Genomic DNA, 17,702 nt, shown 5'->3' on the forward strand with positions numbered 1-17,702 from the left:
ATGATGTTCTTTACCACGCTACTGCAAAGGAATCATCATGACAGCGCATCTGCATCACGATACTCTGGCGCCCGAGCTTCAGGCCTTAACGGATAGCGACCTGCGGCTGGTGGAACAATTCTCGCGCCTCGTGACCGCACAGCTCGACATACTGGCGCAAGGGCCCGAGCGCCCGCGCCTGATCGACCTGGCCACACGCGCGCTCCATGAGGCGCGCGCCTCGCTGGGCGCCCCGCCGCCGCTCGCGCCGCTCCAGCTTCCCGTATCAAAACTCAAGGTATCCGATGTCATTGGACAAGGATGGGTGGAACTGTCGCAAGCGTCGCTGTATCGCGCGGTGGAAAACAATCGGTTTTATTGCGTGACGCCCAAGGGGCGTAGTATCGGCAAGGAATTTCCTGCGTGGCAATTTGTCCAGCCCGTACCGGAACTGATCGCGCCGGTACTGGCCATCCTTGCCGGCCAGCCCAGCAGTGAAATCCATGCCTTCTGGGTCAGCCGTGTTGACGAACTCAACGAGCTGTCGCCGGCAGAGATGCTTGCAGGAAAATCGTTCGAAACGCGCACCGAGATCCATCCAAGCCAGCAGGCGCTGCTGGATCTGCCGGCAAACGAGAGATTGCGCAAGGTGCTGGCGGCGGCGAAGTGGCAGCATAGGGGGATGGCTGACATCGTAGGCTAGCGTCGCATGACACTTGAACTGGAAGAAACGCCGATTCCACCAGATATGGCTGCGCGCCTGCCGGCATTGGCTTTGCTGCACGCTGAATTGTTGCGCAATGTCGTCACCTTACCAGCCGGCCAGCCCCTGGTACGCGCAGCGTGGAACGCGGCATCCATCTGGCCGGCAAAGGTCGAACGCACGTACCGCTTCGGCCCGCCCGCCGAGCTGGCTGACTCAAACGGCTTCCCCTATCACTGGGTCTATATCGCGCAAGATACCTGCACGGCTGCCTGGGAAGCCCAGCTTTGCCAAAACGACGTCACGCGCCCGGGCACCTTTTATATCGCGCATGGCGCGCAACAAGCGCTGATCGCGACCTTGTCATTCAGCACCCCGCTGCAATTGCTCGATCTGACAGGGCTTGCCGCCAGCCGGCTCGGTATTTTTGACCAATTGCGCAGCCCCGATCACGGCTGGTGCCAATGGCTGGGCTGGCAGCTGGATCAGATCATCGCGCAGGAAAATAGTCCGATTCACGGCTTCATGTACCCGTCGCGCCGTCAGCCCGGCAAACTGGCCTATGCGATATCCTCGCGCCATATGGCGGCGCTGGGAACCAGCATGGCATGCTCACACGTGCAATTCGGCAACACTGATGCATACGCGCGCCTGCTTGCTGATCGCCTGCGCGTGGCCCCGCCCTGACCTGATACGCCCTACACCGGTTCGCGCCACTTGTCCTTGATCTCCAGCATGGCTGGCAAGTGTTCAACAAACAGCGCCAGCAGATCCGGGTCGAAGTGCGTGCCGCTGTCGCGCTGCATGGTGGCGATGGCTTCTTCGACCGTCCAGGCGCGCTTGTAGGGGCGCTCGCTGGTGAGCGCGTCGAAGACGTCGGCGATGGCGACGATGCGGCCTTCGTGGGGGATTTCCTCGCCTTGCAAGCCTTGCGGATAGCCGCTGCCATCCCATTTCTCGTGGTGCGTCAGGGCGATGATGCGCGCCATTTTCAGCAGGCCGCCCGCATGCTCGCCGATGATGGCCGCGCCGATTTCCGCATGGCGGCGCATGACGCTCCATTCGTCCGCATCGAGCTTGCCCGGCTTTTGCAAGATGGCGTCGGGGATGCCGATCTTGCCCACGTCGTGCATGGGCGCCGCATTCAACAAGTCTTCCGCCCGGGCCGCGCTGTAGCCGGCCGCCAGCGCCAGCTGGCGCGCGTAATAGCTCATGCGGATGACGTGCATGCCCGTCTCGTTGTCCTTGTATTCGGCCGCCTGGCCCAGGGTCTGGATCACCTGCAGGCGCGAGCGGCGCAATTCCTCGGCATCGACCAGCGACAGATGCGTGCGCACGCGGGCGCGCACGATGGACGGGCTGACGGGCTTGGTGATGTAGTCGACGGCGCCGGCATCAAAGCCGTCCGCCTCGTCCTTCACGTCGCACAGGGCGGTGACGAAAATGACGGGAATGGGCGCGGTGACCGGCATGGCTTTGAGCTGGCGGCACACTTCGTAGCCCGTCATGGCAGGCATCATGATGTCGAGCAGGATCAGCTCGACGGGATTGTTCTGCGCCAGTTCCAGCGCCTTCTCGCCATCCTTGGCATACAGCAGGCGGTAATCATCCTGCAAGATCTGGCGCAGCACCTGCAGATTCGTCGCTTCGTCGTCCACCAGCAGCAGGATAGGTTTGTCTTCGTGTAAGGTCATCGTCAGCTCAATATCAGGAAAGGTCGGCAGGCGTTGGCGCATCGAGCCACGCCAGCAGCTGGCGCAGCACGTCCGCGGCGCGCGCAAATTCAAAGTCGTCGATGGCGCCGGCCAGCGCCTGCAGGCGCTGCTGCTGGCCGTGCGGCGCCAGCATGGCGGCGATCTGCGCCATCAGGGCGTCGTCCAGCTGCCCGCCTTCCAGGCTGGCGATGGCTTGCCGCAGCAAGGCGCCAGCGGCGGGCGCATCGAGCGGCGCGGCGGCATCAGGCGTTGCGTTGGCCGGCACCAAAGGCGCCCCGGTGTCCGCCTCCAGCTCGCCGGCCAGCGCCGTGAAGGCGGCCGCCAGCTGCACCAGCAATTCGGTGGCCGGCAGCTGGCGCGCAATCGCTTGCTCGATGCGCCCCAGCAGGCTTTCGACCTGCACCAGGCACAGGTTGCCCGCCGCGCCCTTGATACGGTGCAGCAGGTGGCCCGCCACGCTGCCGTCGCCACGTTCCAGTTCCTCCGCCAGCATGGCGGCGCAATCGCCATTGGCCTGCACGAAACGCGCAATGGCCCGCTGCAAGGTCTCGCGGCCGCCCCACAGGGCGATGCCGCGCTGCCAGTCCACCTGGCCTGCGGCCGCACGCGCCGCCGCGCTGGCCGCCGGCGGCGCCATGGCCACGGCGATGTCGAGCAGGCGCGCGATTTCCGCCGTCAGCTTGTGCATTTCCAGCGGCTTCGAGGCAAAGCCGTTCATGCCCGCCGTCTGCGCGGCGCGCCGGTCCTGTTCCAGCACGCTGGCCGTCAGAGCGATGATGGGAGTGGCCTTCAAGCCCTGTTCGCGCTCGTGCACGCGGATCAGGCGTGTCGCTTCCAGGCCATCCATGCGCGGCATCTGCACGTCCATCAGGACGATGTCGAAGCTGCCACGGCTGAACTCTCGCACGGCGCTCTCGCCATCGCTGGCGGCGATCACCTGGTGGCCGGCCGCGCCCAGGCTGATCAGGAGCAGCTCCACGTTCTGCGGCACGTCGTCGGCCACCAGGATGCGCAGCGGCGGCAAGGCCACCACGGGCTGTTCGCTGCGGCGCGCCACGGCCTTGCCCGGCGCCAGCGGCAGCAATACATGGAACACGCTGCCCACGCCCAGGGTGCTTTCCACCGTGATGCTGCCCCCCATCAGTTCGACCAGCTGCAGCGAAATCGTCGTGCCCAGGCCCGTGCCGCCAAAGCGGCGGCTCATCGAGGAATCGGCTTGCGTAAACGGCGCGAAGATTTTATCCAGACGGTCGGCCGGGATGCCGATGCCCGTGTCGTGCACGGCGATATGCACCTGCCCGCCCTGCATGGCGACGGCCACGCGCACATGCCCTACCTCCGTGAACTTGACGGCGTTGCCGATCAGATTCGTCAGCACCTGCTGCACCCGGCGCGCGTCGCCGAGGAAGAACTGGCCCATGCCGGGATCGACGTCGACATGCAGCACCAGGTCGCGCGCCTGCGCCGTGATGCGCAGCGAGGCCGCCACATGGTCGACCAGATCCGGCAGCGAAAAGTCCACCAGTTCCAGCTCGGTCGCGCCTTTTTCCAGCTTGGCCATGTCGAGGATGTCGTTGAGCAGTTCCAGCAGCGAGCGGGCCGACTGGCGCACCGTGCCCAGGTGGCGGCGCTGCAGGCTGTCCAGGGCGGTCCCCAGCAGCACTTCCGTAAAGCCGATGATGGCATTCATCGGCGTGCGGATTTCATGGCTCATGTTGGCCAGGAAGCTGGTCTTCGATTCGGCGGCCAGCTCGGCGCGGTCTTTTGCCGCGCGCAGGTTTTCCTGCATGGCGCGCCGCTCGCTCACGTCGGTGGCCAGCTTGACCACCTTGAACGGCTTGCCGTCCGCGTTGAAGATCGGGTTATACGAAGCCTGTATCCACACTTCCCGGCCATGCTTGTCGATGCGCTTGTACTCGCCCGTATTGAATTCGCCCTGCGCCAGCTGCTGCCAGAACGCGACGTAGTCGGGCGAGGTGACGTACGCCGGTTCGCAGAAGATGCTGTGGTGCAGACCCAGCACGTCATCGAGCTCATAGCCGACCAGGTCGAGGAAGTTCTGGTTCGCTTCCAGGATGCGTCCCTGCAGGTCGAACTCGATGACGGCCGTCGCGCGCGAGATGGCCGTCACCTTGCCTTCGTATTCGGCGTTGCGCAATTCGCTTTCCGTGATGTCGAGGATGACGCCGTCGATCCAGCGCACCACGCCATCGTTGTCGAGCACGGGCCCGCTGCTTTCGCGCACCCAGCGCTCGCGCCCGTCGCGGTGCATCATGCGGTAGACGTTCTCGAAATCGCGCCGTTCGCCGGCCGCCTGCACGCAGGTGTCGTTGACGCGCTGGCGGTCGTCCGGATGCACGAGTTCGAACAGCCTGACCCGCCCTTCGATGAAGTCCTGCGGCATCCAGCCCGTCAGGTTGAAGACGGCGTCGCTGATGAAGATCATCTTCCATTCGGGCGCGAAGCTGCAGTGGAAGGACACGCCGGGGATGTTGCGGATCAGGGTGCGGTACTGGCGCTCGCTGTCCTTGAGTGCCTGCTCCATGCTGCGCGACGAGCGCATGTCCGTGACAAACGCCACGAACAGCGGCTGGCCCGGCGTGTCGATCTTGCCGATGGCCACGCGCATGGGCAGCACCGTGCCATCCTTGTGGCAGCCATCGAGTTCGCGTCCGCTGTCGAGGATGCGCGAGGCGCCCGTTTCCAGGTAGTCGCGCAGATAGCCCTCGTACTCGGCCGCATCGGCCGCTTGCAGCAGCACGCTGGCGTCGCGCCCCACGATGTCCGCTTCGGACCAGCCAAACAGATTTTCCGCGGCGGGATTGAAGGAGCGTACCTTGCCCTGGCCATCGATGGTGATCAGGCCATCGGCCGCCGTATCGACGATGGCGCGCAGGCGCGACTCGCTGGCGCTGGCATGGCGCAGCAGCTGGCGGTAGCGCAGCAAGCCGTTCGCGGCGACCACGAAGACGGTCAGGGTGACGGTGATCAGGGCCACGGCCAGGGCCACGAACGAGGCTTGCACCGTAATCGTGTTCTCGCCTGCCGTGGGCGTGCCGGAAAAGCGCGCCGCCAGCATGCCCGTGTAATGCATGCCGGAGATGGCCAGGCCCATCACGGCACTGCTGACGAGCAAGGATGCCAGGGGACTGAGGCGCTGGCGCATGGCGCTCAGGCCGAAGCGTATCCACAGCGCCAGCATGGCCATGGTGACGGCCACCAGCAGCGACAGCGCAAACAGCCACGGCTCGTAATGCAGGGTCAGCGACGTTTGCATGGCGGCCATGCCGCTGTAATGCATGGAGCCGATGCCCACGCCGACGAGCACGCCGCCCACCACCAGCTGGCGCCAGCTGATGCGCGGGCGCGCCAGCAGGTTCAGCGCCACCCATGACGCGGCCACGCCGGGCAGCATCGACAGCAGGGTCAGACCCGGTTCGAAGGACACGCGCGTGCAGATGTCGAAAGCGAGCATGCCGATGAAGTGCATCGACCAGATGCCGCCGCCCAGCGCGATGGCGCCCGTGATGATGGCCGTCTGGCGCTGGAAGCCGGGCTCGCTGCTGCGCGCCATGCCGGCGATCTGCAGGGCCATGAACGAGGCAAAGATGGCGATACCGATGGAAAACAGTACCAGCCAGGCATCGTGCGTGCCATAGATATACGGCACGGTATCGGTCGAAAAGGCAAAGATGGAACTGAGCATACTGTCGTGAACTACATAGAGTGAAACGTGACGTCGCAAGACATGACGGCGCACCGCGCGCCGGTGCCAGGCTTTTTAGTAAAGCGGCAACGCGGCAAAAATGACAACGGCAGCAATCGACCAGGGCAAGGCTCGGTCATCACGCCCACGCCTGCCGCGCGGGGGAAAGGTGCCCGTTCAGAAAGAACAAGCGAAATACGTACGAACTCTGGCGCGGATAGCTGGCCGCCAGCGTGACGATGATTTTTTACAGAGTCATGAGTATAGTTGCTTTGCGAAAATATTCATAGGACTTCAGCAATATCATGACAATAAAGACAATATTCTGCGGCCCTGATGCGACAGCGGCCAGGCGCCGGCGTCAAGGCCTGGCGCGAATGCCGCTCAAGCGTTCTGCGCCAGCATGCGGCGGAACCATGCCAGTTGTTCGCGCGTCAGGTAGTTGGCGCCGTCGCCGTGCAGGATCACGATCTCGATCTCGGGCGGGATCGAGGCGATCAGCTGCGCGCCCGTGACGGGAATCTTCGGAAAGGCGATGCCCGCCAGGAAAGCCAGATCTTCCGCCACCGTCACGCAGCGGCGTTCGGGATCCGGCGACGGCACGAGGAACAGGTCGATCTGTTCGCTTTGCCCGCCGATGACGACGTGCAATTGCGCAGCCAGCAGTTCGGGCAGGATCAGCTCGATGTTATTCTCGGTGCGCGATTGCTGGAAAGCGCGTTTCAGGGGTGTCAGGACTGGCGTGGCGGACATGGGAGCAGTGTGAAAGTGAAGACGGCGGCAGTGTAGCAGAGGCGCCCGGCCAGGCGCGCTCTGCTGAAACGGCGCCTACATCTTGTAGTTCAGCGAAACCAGCACGCTGCGCGGCGCGCCGTAGCGTTCCAGCCCGCCCGACCAGGCATAGCCGAGCGCCTGGTAGTAGCGGCGGTCGAGCACGTTGTCGACACTCACGCGCAGCTGCAGCTGCTCGCTGAGGCGGTAGCCGGCCGTCAGCCCGACGATGGCGTAGCCGCCCTGCCGCGTCAGGTAAGCCGTGTCGCGGCGTTCGATCTTGTCCTGCGCAGTCACGGAAGCGCCTACATTCCACCGCGCCAGGCTGCCGCTCAGTTGCACCGTCGTGTACAGCTTGAACAATTGCTTCGGCTCATCCGTGGCGATGCGCTGGCCGATATTCGCCGCCACGCTGTCTTTCGTGTACTTGGCCAGCACATAGGTGTAGCCGCCCGCGATCTGCCAGCCCGGCAAAGGCGAGCCCGACAACTGCAAGTCGACGCCTTCGCTCTGCACCTGGCCGGCCGCGCGGGCGCAATAGATGGCGCCACCCGTGGGGCAATTGACCTCGTCGGCCATGGCGCGGTTATTCTGCCTGATGCGGAACAGGGCGCCGCTGGCATTGAGCCTGCCGCCGAAATATTCTCCCTTGACGCCCGCTTCCAGGTTGGTGCCGCTCAACGGCGGCAAGGTATTGCCTTTGACATCGAGCACGCTTTGCGGCTGGAAGATCTGCGTGCCGCTCGCATACACGGAATGGTGCGCGTCAAGGTCGTAGACCAGACCGGCGTACGGCGTAAACTTGGCGTTTTCCGTCAGGTCGCGGCGCCATGTGGGGTTGGTGGCATACCAGCCCGTCACGTCCTGCGCATACCAGCCGAAGCGCCCGCCCAGCACCAGGCGCAGCGGATCGGCCAGGCTGAAGTTGCCGGCCGCATAAATGCCCTTCTCGTCCGTCTTGCGGCCCCAGTTGTAGGGCTCGAACGGCGCGCCGCGCATCGGGTAGGCGTGCGGATTCCACTGGAGCAGATCGAACACGCGCGTTTGCGCGCCTTCCCAGCTCTGGCCCGCGTCCGAATCGTCATGGCGGTAGCTGGCGCCGACGATCACGTCATGCTGGCGGCCGAACCAGGTGACGGGGCCGCTCAAGCGCCAGTCGGCCACGACTTGCTCCGTGTTGTACTTCCAGCCCGTTTCGGACTGGTTCAGCTTGTATATGTCGCCATCGATGCGGCTGTTGGTGGTATTGCGCGTGCTCGACGAGGCATCGATATGCGTGATGGCGAAGCGGCTGCGCCAGCCCTGCTCCAGCTGCGTTTCCAGGTCGGCGAAGACGACGTTGTTGTCGCGTTTCTGGAACGAGTCGGCATTGTTCAGGAAGGTCGAGCGGGGCAAATCCATGTGGCGGCCGTCGGGCAAGGTCGGCAAGCCGACGAACACGCCGTCGGTGCGGCTGTGCTGGCGCGAAAAGCCGATGCCGGCCGTGGTCGATGGCGTCAGGTCCGCCTCCAGAATCGCATACACGGTGCTGTTCTTGTTGCCCACCACATCGACGAAACTGTCGCTGTCGCGCAGGCTGGCCGCCACCCTGCCGCGCACCTTGCCCGACGCGGTCAATGCATTGCTGGCGTCGACCGTCAGTTGCCGGTCCTTCCAGCTGCCCAGGTGAGCCGAGGCATTTAGCAGGGACGTGGCCGTGGGGCGCTTGCGTATCATGTTGATGCTGCCCGACGGCGCGCCCGCCCCTTCCATCAGGCCCGTGGCGCCGCGCACCACTTCCACCCGGTCGTACATCAGCATGTCGGCCGAAACGTTGCGCTCATTAAAACCCGTGACATCGAGCGGCAAGCCGTCGACATTCACGTGGCTCAAGGCAAAGCCGCGCGCAAAATACGTGGTTTCCTGGTCGGACACCCCCTGCGTCTTGCCATAGATACCGGGCGTGGCGCGCGCCACGTCCTGCAACGTGGTCAGGTCGAAATCTTCCATCTGCTGGCGCGAAATGACGCTGACCGTTTGCGGCGTGTGGCGCTGCGACAGGTTCAAGCCCGTGGCCGTCGACAGATTGCGCGCCGTATATAGCCCCGTGCCTTCCGTGGCGCGGTCGGCCTCGGCGCTGACGATCACGGCGGGCATGCTGGCCATGCCGCCATCGGCCGTACTACTACTGATTTTGCGCAACAGGTAATTGCCGCTGCCGCCATCCACCCCTTCCAGGCCGCTGCCTTGCAACAGTTTTTGCAAGCCGGCGGAGACGCCATGGCGCCCCTGCAAACCCGGCGTCGCCAGGCCGTCGAGGGCCACGCCCTGCGTCGACAGGTTGATCCCGGCGGCGATGGCAAACGCGGGCAACGCATCGCGCAGGCTGCCGGCGGGAATGCTGTAATCACGCACATTGGCGGCCGGGCTGGCCTCGGCGGCCAGCGCTGCCTGCGGCAAACCGGCGCCGGCAGCGCCCACGGCCAGGAGCAGGACCAGCGCGGCGCGCACGGCGCCGGTGGTGGGATGGAGCGTCATGCGTGCCGTTGTCAAACTGCGGTGCTGCAAAGCCATGTAAAGCCCTTTCGATGGTTCGGATTGTTCGTTCTCTATCTTGTATGACGAAGCAATCCGAAAAAAGGGACAGGCAAGAAGTAAATTGGAGCACGTCGGCTTACGCCCTGCGGGCTAAGCCAACCTACCATACCCGACAGGCGTAGGTCGGCTTAGCGTGGCAAGGCCACGCGTAAGCCGACAATCTCAAGCCGCCTCGACACTGATCCAGTAGCGCGTGCGGCGCGCCAGCCGGATCGGCAGGGAGCGCTGCAGCAAGAGCAAGATGTTGTCCGGGTCGTTCAACTGGAAAATGCCGTCCACGGGCATGGCCGCCAGCGCCGGATCGCAGCGCAGCACGCCATAGCGATAGCACGCCACCTGCTCCAGCACCTCGCCCAGCGGCATGCGCTCGGCGATCAGCACGCCCCGCAGCCAGGCATCCGTATGGGGTGACAATGGCGTCAAGGCGGAAACGGCCACATCGTCGAAACTGCCCTGCCGGCCCGCATCGACCCTGTGCAAGTCTTCTGGCGCCTGCGATGGCGCGATCTCGACGGCGCCCTCGCTGACAGCCACCTGCGTGCGCGGCGCCAGCACGCTGCCGCCCTGGCGCACGCTGAAGCGCGTCCCCAGCGCGCGCACGGCGCCATTGCTGCTGCGCACGAGGAACGGGCGCGCGGACACGGCCCCGTCGTGCGCGGTGGCGACGTGGATTTCCCCGGCATGCAGCACGACCAACCGCGCCGCGTCGTCAAAGCGCACGTCGATGGCCGTGTCCGTATTGAGAACCAGCTGCGTGCCGTCGGGCAATGTCAGGTGGCGGATTTCGCCCCTGGCCGTGCGGATGTCGGCGCGCCACGCTTGCCAAGGTGCCGACTGGCTGGCCAGCCACAGCGCCGGCCCGGCCGCGATCAACCCCGCCAGGCCGTAGAGCACGGCACGCCGCTGCGGCGACTTCGGCACCGCGTCCGCCGCCTGGCGCAGCGCGGGCGGCACGCTGGCCAGGGTGCCGCACACCAGCTCGGCCCGCTGCCAGGCCGCTGCATGCGCGGGATCGCTGGCGCGCCAGGACTGGAACGCTTGCTGCTCGCTTGGCGTCAAGGCACCTGCGTGCAGGCGCACCAGCCATTGCGCCGCCGCCCGCGCCGCGCGGGGATCGATGGCCACGTTCACAGGATCAAGAGGATGCAGCGCTCGAACGCCTGCACCATGTAGCGCTTGATGCTGCGCTCGCTCACGCCCAGGCGCCGGGCGATTTCTCCATAAGCGAGGCCGTCGACATGCGCCAGCAGGAAGGCGCTGCGCACCAGCGGCGGCAAGCCGTCGAGCATGGCATCGATGCGCTGCAAGGCCTCCAATACGAGCAAGCGCTCTTCCGGCGACTGCATCAGCAATTCAGGCTGCTGCGCCAGCGTTTCCAGCCATGCCTGCTCCAGCGACAGGCGCCGGTAGTGGTCGATCAGCAGGCGCTGCGCCACGGTCGTCAGATAGGCGCGCGGCTCGCGCAAGGTCTGCCGGTTCTCGGGCGGCGCCGTCAGCAGGCGCACGAAGGTATCGTGTGCCAGGTCCGCCGCATGGTCGGCGCACTGCAGCTTGGCGCGCAGCCAGCGCATCAGCCAGCCATGGTGGTGGCTGTAAATGCCGGCTATCGACTCGCTGGACTGCGCAATGTTCACTGGGGACTCCGATACGCGCAAGGCAAGGCGCGGCTAATTGATAATAATTCTCATTATCACAAATCATGGCCTCCGGCGTCAATGCCGATGCCTGCCTATTCCCGGAAACTGTTGTTTCAGCGTGGCTGCAATCGTCTAGCGCTTGATATACAGGCTCTTCATCACCATGCCGCCGCGCATTTTCTTCGCGCCCGGCGCCAGCCCCGCTGGACAAGCGCCCTGGAACACGGCAGCCAGTTCCGTGCGCTGCACTTCGCTCTTGCCATGGACTTGCACGGTGGTATCGGCGCTCAGGGTGTATGCCCTGGCCAGGTCGCCCTTGAAGGTGACGGCCAGCCTGGCGTCCGGACAGCTGGACTGGAATTGATAGCTGTCGCCCTCGCGGCTGTGCGACTCGATCTGGCATTCCTGCTCGAAATCAGACCACAGGTCATCGTCGATCAGGCGGTCGCGCGCGTGGTCGACGCAGATTTCCCAGGAAAATGGCGAGGTGGCGGGCGTCACCTTCCACAGCCCCGTGGCACGCTGCAAGCGCTGCGCCGGCTCGGCCGCCGAAGCGAACGTGGCTGCGCACATGGGAAGAATAGTCATCAGGAACAAGGTCGCGCTGCGCTTCATGGGCATACTCTTTCAGCTAAAAACTTGAATATAGCAAAGAGGAATGCCTGCAGGCCACACGCTTAGCCGTGCATCCCGGGCCTCGCCGCCAGCACGCAGGGAATGGCTAGCGGCCCCAGGAAAGTCACCAGGATGGCGCGGATGGCCGTTATTCGCAAGGCGCGGCGTTTGGCGATGTAGAGGCAGGCGAAGGCCGACAGCGACCAGATCAAGGCAGGCAAGTACTCGGTCATCATGAACTCCGGATGCGCCCTGGAAGGCAGGAAAGCCATGCTGACACGGAAATGGGATCACCGCAATGGCAGATTGGGCTTCTGCCATTGCGATGGATACGGTCGAATACGATCAGTGTTGACCGATCTTCATGATTTTCAGCGCGTTCGTGCCGCCCACCTTGCCCATCGGCTCGCCCCAGGTCAGGACGACCGTGTCGCCCTTGGTCACGACCTTATGTTCCAGCAGCAGCTCTTCCGCCTGTTGCAAGACCTTGTCGCGATCCGTGCCGGACGTCAATTCCAGGGTGCTGACGTTGCGGTACAGGGCCAGCTTGCGGCGCGTGCCTACGCTCGGGGTCAGCGCGACGATGGGGATGTCGATGTTACAACGGCTCATCCACAGGGCCGTGGAACCCGATTCCGTCAAGGTGGCAATCGCTTTCACACGCAAGTGGTGGGCCGTAAACAGGGCGCCGTAGGCGATCGACTGGTCGATGCGCGAGAACGTGGCGTTGAGGAAATCGGCGTCCAGCTTGCAGGTATCCCACTTTTCCGCATCCAGGCAGATGGCGGCCATCGCTTCCACCGTCTCGATCGGATAGCGGCCAGACGCCGTTTCGGCCGACGTCATGACGGCGTCCGTGCCATCGAGCACGGCATTGGCCACGTCGGATACTTCGGCGCGGGTCGGCACGGCGTTGACGATCATCGATTCCATCATCTGCGTGGCCGTGATCGCCAGCTTGTTTGACGCGCGCGCCATCTTGATCATGCGCTTTTGCAGGGCCGGCACGGCCGCATTGCCCACTTCCACGGCCAGGTCGCCGCGCGCCACCATGATGCCGTCGGAAGCGTCGAGAATCTCTTGCAGCGCAGGAATGGCTTCCGCGCGCTCGATCTTGGCGATCATCATCGGCTTGTGGTCCCACGCTTCGCCGGCGATATTGGCCAGCTGGCGCGCCATGACCATGTCGGTGGCGTTTTTCGGGAACGATACGGCCACGTAATCGGCCTGGAAGCTCATTGCCGTCTTGACGTCTTCCATGTCTTTCGCCGTCAAGGCTGGCGCAGACAAGCCGCCGCCCTGGCGGTTGATGCCCTTGTTGTTCGACAACTCGCCGCCGATTTTCACGGTCGTGTGGATTTCGCTGCCGACGACTTTATCGACCGTCAGCACGATCAGGCCGTCGTTCAGCAGCAATACGTCCGCCGTGCGCAAGTCGCGCGGCAATTCCTTGTAGTCGAGACCGCAGCGCTCCAGGTTGCCCAGTTCGCCGTTTTCGCCCCATTTCGCGTCAAGGATGAACTTCATGCCATTTTCCAGGAAAATCTTGCCTTCTTCAAACTTGCCGACGCGAATCTTCGGGCCTTGCAAGTCAGCCATGATGGCCACTTCGCGGCCGCACAGCGCAGCCGCTTCGCGCACCATGCGGGCGCGGTCGATATGGTCTTGCGCCTTGCCATGCGAAAAGTTCAGGCGCACGACGTCGACGCCGGCCTTGAACATGCGGACCAGGGTATCGATATCGTTCGAAGCGGGGCCGATGGTGGAAACGATCTTGGTGGCGCGTTGCTGTACTTGCATGGTCATGGTGTGCTGCTTTCTATAATGAGTTGCTACAAGGGCCAGCCTTGTGGGCCGGCCGTCCTGGTGCGCTGGATCAGCGGTGGTTCTTCTTACTTGGCCGCCATCAGGGCGACCGTGGTGTCCAACATGCGGTTCGAAAAGCCCCACTCGTTGTCGTACCACGACGACACTTTCACGAGGCGGCCCGACACCTTGGTCAGGGTCGCATCGAAGTTCGACGAGGCCGGGTTGTGGTTGAAATCGATGGAAACGAGCGGTTCCGTCTGGTACGTCAAAATGCCTTTCAGCGCGCCTTCCGACGCCGTTTTCAGCAAGGCGTTGACTTCCTCGACGCTGGTATCGCGCTTGGCGATGAAGGACAGGTCGACCAGCGAGACGTTAATCGTCGGCACGCGGATGGCAAAGCCATCGAGCTTGCCATTCAGTTCCGGCAAGACGAGGCCGACAGCGGCCGCCGCACCCGTCTTGGTGGGAATCATCGAATGCGTGGCCGAGCGGGCGCGGCGCAAGTCTTCATGCATCACGTCGCTCAAGACCTGGTCGTTCGTGTAGGCGTGCACGGTGGTCATCAGCCCCGATTCGATGCCGATGGCGTCGTTGAGGGGTTTGACCAATGGCGCCAGACAATTCGTCGTGCACGAGGCATTCGAAATGACCGTGTCCGATGCCTTCAGCACGTGCTGGTTGACGCCGAACACGATGGTGGCGTCCACATCCTTGCCGCCCGGTGCGGAAATGATGACTTTCTTGGCGCCGCCCTTCAGGTGGGCCGAGGCTTTTTCCTTGGTGGTGAAGAAACCCGTGCATTCGAGCACCACGTCGACGCCGAGTTCGCCCCAAGGGATCAAAGCTGGGTCGCGCTGCGCGAAGACGCGGATGCGGTCGCCATTGACGAGCATATTCTCGCCATCGATGGTGACGACGCCGGGAAACTTGCCGTGCACCGTGTCGTAGCGCGTCAGGTGCGCATTCGACTTGGCGTCGCCCAGGTCATTGATGGCGACGATCTCGATATCCTGCTGCTTGCCGCCTTCATAAAACGCGCGCAAGACATTGCGGCCGATGCGGCCATAGCCATTGATGGCAACTTTGATGGTCATGCTGTCTCCTTGATGTTTTCTGCTGAGTTCGTAAAGCCAACCCAAGTGCAAATACCGGGGTCGTACCCTCAGGGTACGACCCCAGCCCTAGCTGTTGGGCTTGATTTCATTAACCGCTATTGCGCAACCCTGCCGCAATGCCATTGATCGACAAATGTATCCCCGTGCGCGCCGCCGCATCCTGCTTGCCCTCGCGGAAGCGTTTCAACAGCTCCACCTGCACGTGGTTGAGCGGGTCGATATAGGGGAAACGGTTGCGTATGGACCGCTGCATCAGCGGATTGGCTTGCTGTAACTCTTCCTGGCCCGTGATCAGTTTCAAGGCGTCCAGCGTGGCCGCATATTCGGCGCGGATGCGCGCAAAGATGGCCTCGCGCAAGGCCTTGTCCTTGACGAGTTCCGCATACTTGCCGGCAATGGCGATGTCGCTCTTGGCCAGCACCATATCCATGTTCGACAGCAAGGACGTAAAGAAGGGCCAATCCGTGTACATGCCGCGCAGCACGTCCGCGCCATCGGCGGGATGGGCGGCCAGGTAGGCTTGCACGGCGGAACCAAAGCCGAACCAGCCCGGCAACATCAAACGGCATTGCGCCCAGCTCAAGACCCAGGGAATCGCGCGCAAATCCTCGATCGAGGTCGATTTCTTGCGCGAGGCGGGACGGCTGCCGATATTCAGCGCGGCAATTTCCGCGATCACCGTCGATTCCCAGAAATACTGTTCGAAGCCGTCCGTGCCGTACACGAGGTCGCGATAGGCGTTCAGGGCCGTGCCAGACAATTCTTCCATGGCGGCAAGGTGGCCCGCGCCGGCCGACGCCTTCGGTTGCAGCTGCGCCTGTGGCAGCAGGGTCGACTGGATGGTGGCGGCCACCAGCACTTCCAGGTTGCGGCGCCCCACTTCCGGGTTTGCATACTTGGCCGTGATGACTTCGCCCTGCTCCGTCAAACGGATCTGCCCCTGCACGGCGCCTGCCGGCTGGGCCAGGATGGCTTCATAGCTGGGGCCGCCACCACGTCCGACAGAACCGCCGCGGCCGTGGAACAGACGCAGCTTGATCTGGTATTGCTTGAAGACCGTCACCAGTTCGATCTCAGCCTTGTAGAGTTCCCAGCCGGACGTCAGGAAACCGCCGTCCTTGTTGCTGTCCGAATAGCCGAGCATGACTTCCTGCTGGTCGGCGCGCGATTCGAGCAAGCCACGGTAGAACGGCAAGCCGAAGGCGCGCGCCATGATGGCGGGGCCGGCGCGCAAGTCGGCTATGGTTTCAAACAGGGGAATGATGTTGACGTCCACTTCGCGGCTGTCCTGGCGCAGCAAGCCCACTTCTTTCAGCAGCAAAGCCACTTCCAGCAAGTCCGAGACGCTGGCCGCCTTCGAGATGATGCAGTTCGGCACCGATTCCTTGCCGTATTTGACGTGCGCTTCGCGTACGGCGCGGAAAATGTCGAGTTCGGACGTCGTTTCTTCCGAGTATTGCGCATACGGCGACGTCAGCAGGCGTGGCGACTCCAGCTCGGCCAGCAGCAGGCTGATGCGCTGCTCTTCGTCGAGGTCCAGGTAGACCAGGCCCGGCTGGGCGCCCGCGAACAGTTCGCCCACGACACGCTCGTGCACGTCGGAATTCTGGCGCAAGTCCAGCGGCGCCAGCGAAAAGCCGAAAACCTTGACGGCGCGCCGCAGCTGGCGCAGCCGGCCACGGGCCAGCGCGCGCAAGCCATTGCTGACGAGCGAATGCTGGACCACGTCCAGGTCGGCCAGCAGCTCAGACGCGGCAGCATACGGCTGCACGCCGTCGGCTGGCTTGCCCTTGCCTGAGAGAACCACGCGCGTGGCATCGAGGCGCGCATGAATGCCGTGCAAGGCGCGGCGGTATGGTTCGTCGACGCGGTGCGGCGACGCATCGGCAGAACGTTCGGCCAGTGCGCGCAGCGGCTCGCTGCAGGCATTGAGGATTTGCGCCAGCGACAGTTGCGACGCGAGCTTGCGCAATTCACCGAGGTAAAAATCGAGCACTTTGTCGGCCTGCGTCTGCAGGGTGCTGCGCAGGATGTCGGCCGTGACAAACGGGTTGCCGTCGCGGTCGCCGCCTATCCAGCTGCCGACCTTCATGAAATTGGGCAATTCCGCATCTTCCCAGCGGGCATCGCGCTGGGCCAGCATGGTTTCCAGCGAGGAATACAGTTTCGGCAATTCGCGCAAGATCGTATGGTCGTAGAACGACAGGCCATTGGCCACTTCATCCATGACGGACAGCTTGCTCGTGCGCAGCAGACGCGTCTGCCACAGGGTGACGATGCCGCGGCCCAGCGCTTCTTCGTTTTGCTCCGCCTCTTCCGGCGTCATTTGCACGCGGTCGCGCTCGCTCAACAGGCGGGCGATAGCCATCTGGCAATTCTGGATGCTCTTGCGCTGCACTTCCGTCGGATGTGCCGTGAACACGGGGCTGACGAACGCATCTTCGAAAAAGGTTTCCAGCGCATCGGCCTTGCCCGCGTCAAACACGTTGCCGACGGCATGGCTGAGGCTACCCTGGCGCGGCGGCGAACCGGCGATCAAATGGGCACGCGTGCGGCGGATGTGATGCTGGTCTTCCGCGATATTGGCCAGCAGCGAGAAATAGCTGAAGGCGCGCGTCAATTGCGTGGTTTCTTCCTGCGACAGCGCTTGCAGCGCGTCCGACAGCTGCGCGCGCGCCGCTTCGTCATTGTCGCGGCGGAAACGGATGGCCAGCTGGCGCACATGTTCGATGCGCTCGAAGGCAGGATCGCCCAGGTGGTTGCGGATGGCGTCGCCCAGCAGACGGCCCAGCTGGCGGATATCGCTGCTCAGCAGCTCGTCTTTCACTTCATTCATTTGCATGGTATGTATTTCCTGGGGCGGCCACGGCGGCACCGCACAGATTGCGTAGTTCGCGCTTCCCGGCCCGGGAAACGCCCATCATCCATTTTGTAGTAAATTTACCTTACTGTCTCACCATCCTCTTGATTTTCATCAATAAAATCCACGTCGAAAGGGCCTTAAAGGGCTTGCGAGCTGTTTGCAAGGGCAACAATATGAAAATTTACTACGCATTTAAGCGAAAGGCAACCAAA

The 17,702-nt window shown here is 63.6% G+C and carries 13 protein-coding genes; 2 read left to right on the plus strand and 11 right to left on the minus strand.

Annotated elements, in window-relative coordinates:
* The first annotated feature begins 37 nt into the window (after positions 1 to 37).
* Positions 38 to 682 carry a hypothetical protein gene (locus CLU91_RS28390; RefSeq protein WP_232730630.1) on the plus strand — a complete coding sequence of 215 codons (645 nt, stop codon included), beginning with the start codon at positions 38 to 40 and terminating at the stop codon, positions 680 to 682.
* Between the two features lie 6 nt (positions 683 to 688).
* Positions 689 to 1,369, plus strand: a complete 681-nt coding sequence (locus CLU91_RS04895; protein ID WP_157814600.1) for an RES domain-containing protein — start codon at positions 689 to 691, stop codon at positions 1,367 to 1,369.
* A gap of 11 nt (positions 1,370 to 1,380) precedes the next feature.
* Here the strand turns inward: CLU91_RS04895 and CLU91_RS04900 are convergent, their stop codons facing one another.
* The 11 genes from CLU91_RS04900 to ppc all read right to left on the minus strand — a co-directional run bounded on the left by CLU91_RS04900 (position 1,381) and on the right by ppc (position 17,469).
* Positions 1,381 to 2,376, minus strand: coding sequence for an HD domain-containing phosphohydrolase (locus tag CLU91_RS04900; protein WP_100876585.1), 996 nt, complete (start codon positions 2,374 to 2,376; stop codon positions 1,381 to 1,383).
* 13 nt (positions 2,377 to 2,389) lie between these two features.
* Positions 2,390 to 6,103, minus strand: coding sequence for a PAS domain S-box protein (locus CLU91_RS04905; protein WP_100873244.1), 3,714 nt, complete (start codon positions 6,101 to 6,103; stop codon positions 2,390 to 2,392).
* 384 nt (positions 6,104 to 6,487) lie between these two features.
* Complete coding sequence (locus CLU91_RS04910; RefSeq protein ID WP_100873245.1) at positions 6,488 to 6,856, minus strand: hypothetical protein; 369 nt, start codon at positions 6,854 to 6,856, stop codon at positions 6,488 to 6,490.
* Between the two features lie 75 nt (positions 6,857 to 6,931).
* The gene (locus CLU91_RS04915) at positions 6,932 to 9,391 is read right to left on the minus strand and encodes a TonB-dependent siderophore receptor (protein ID WP_232730631.1); all 2,460 of its coding nucleotides are present in this window, start codon (positions 9,389 to 9,391) and stop codon (positions 6,932 to 6,934) included.
* 222 nt (positions 9,392 to 9,613) lie between these two features.
* Complete coding sequence (locus CLU91_RS04920; RefSeq protein ID WP_157814601.1) at positions 9,614 to 10,576, minus strand: FecR domain-containing protein; 963 nt, start codon at positions 10,574 to 10,576, stop codon at positions 9,614 to 9,616.
* A gap of 2 nt (positions 10,577 to 10,578) precedes the next feature.
* A complete protein-coding gene (locus tag CLU91_RS04925; protein ID WP_100873248.1) occupies positions 10,579 to 11,085 on the minus strand; it encodes a sigma-70 family RNA polymerase sigma factor in 507 nt (168 codons plus the stop codon).
* A 135-nt stretch (positions 11,086 to 11,220) separates the two neighbouring features.
* Positions 11,221 to 11,703, minus strand: a complete 483-nt coding sequence (locus CLU91_RS04930; RefSeq protein ID WP_100876586.1) for a DUF3617 domain-containing protein — start codon at positions 11,701 to 11,703, stop codon at positions 11,221 to 11,223.
* A 62-nt stretch (positions 11,704 to 11,765) separates the two neighbouring features.
* Positions 11,766 to 11,939, minus strand: a complete 174-nt coding sequence (locus tag CLU91_RS04935) for a hypothetical protein (protein ID WP_157814602.1) — start codon at positions 11,937 to 11,939, stop codon at positions 11,766 to 11,768.
* A gap of 109 nt (positions 11,940 to 12,048) precedes the next feature.
* On the minus strand, positions 12,049 to 13,509 hold the full coding sequence (pyk, locus tag CLU91_RS04940) for a pyruvate kinase (RefSeq protein ID WP_100873250.1): 1,461 nt from the start codon (positions 13,507 to 13,509) through the stop codon (positions 12,049 to 12,051).
* Between the two features lie 86 nt (positions 13,510 to 13,595).
* The gene (gene gap, locus CLU91_RS04945; RefSeq protein WP_100873251.1) at positions 13,596 to 14,606 is read right to left on the minus strand and encodes a type I glyceraldehyde-3-phosphate dehydrogenase; all 1,011 of its coding nucleotides are present in this window, start codon (positions 14,604 to 14,606) and stop codon (positions 13,596 to 13,598) included.
* 109 nt (positions 14,607 to 14,715) lie between these two features.
* Positions 14,716 to 17,469, minus strand: a complete 2,754-nt coding sequence (ppc, locus tag CLU91_RS04950; protein ID WP_198521249.1) for a phosphoenolpyruvate carboxylase — start codon at positions 17,467 to 17,469, stop codon at positions 14,716 to 14,718.
* Positions 17,470 to 17,702 lie beyond the last annotated feature (233 nt).

It is taken from the genome of Janthinobacterium sp. 64 (genome assembly GCF_002813325.1).
Taxonomy (GTDB): Bacteria; Pseudomonadota; Gammaproteobacteria; order Burkholderiales; family Burkholderiaceae_D; genus Janthinobacterium.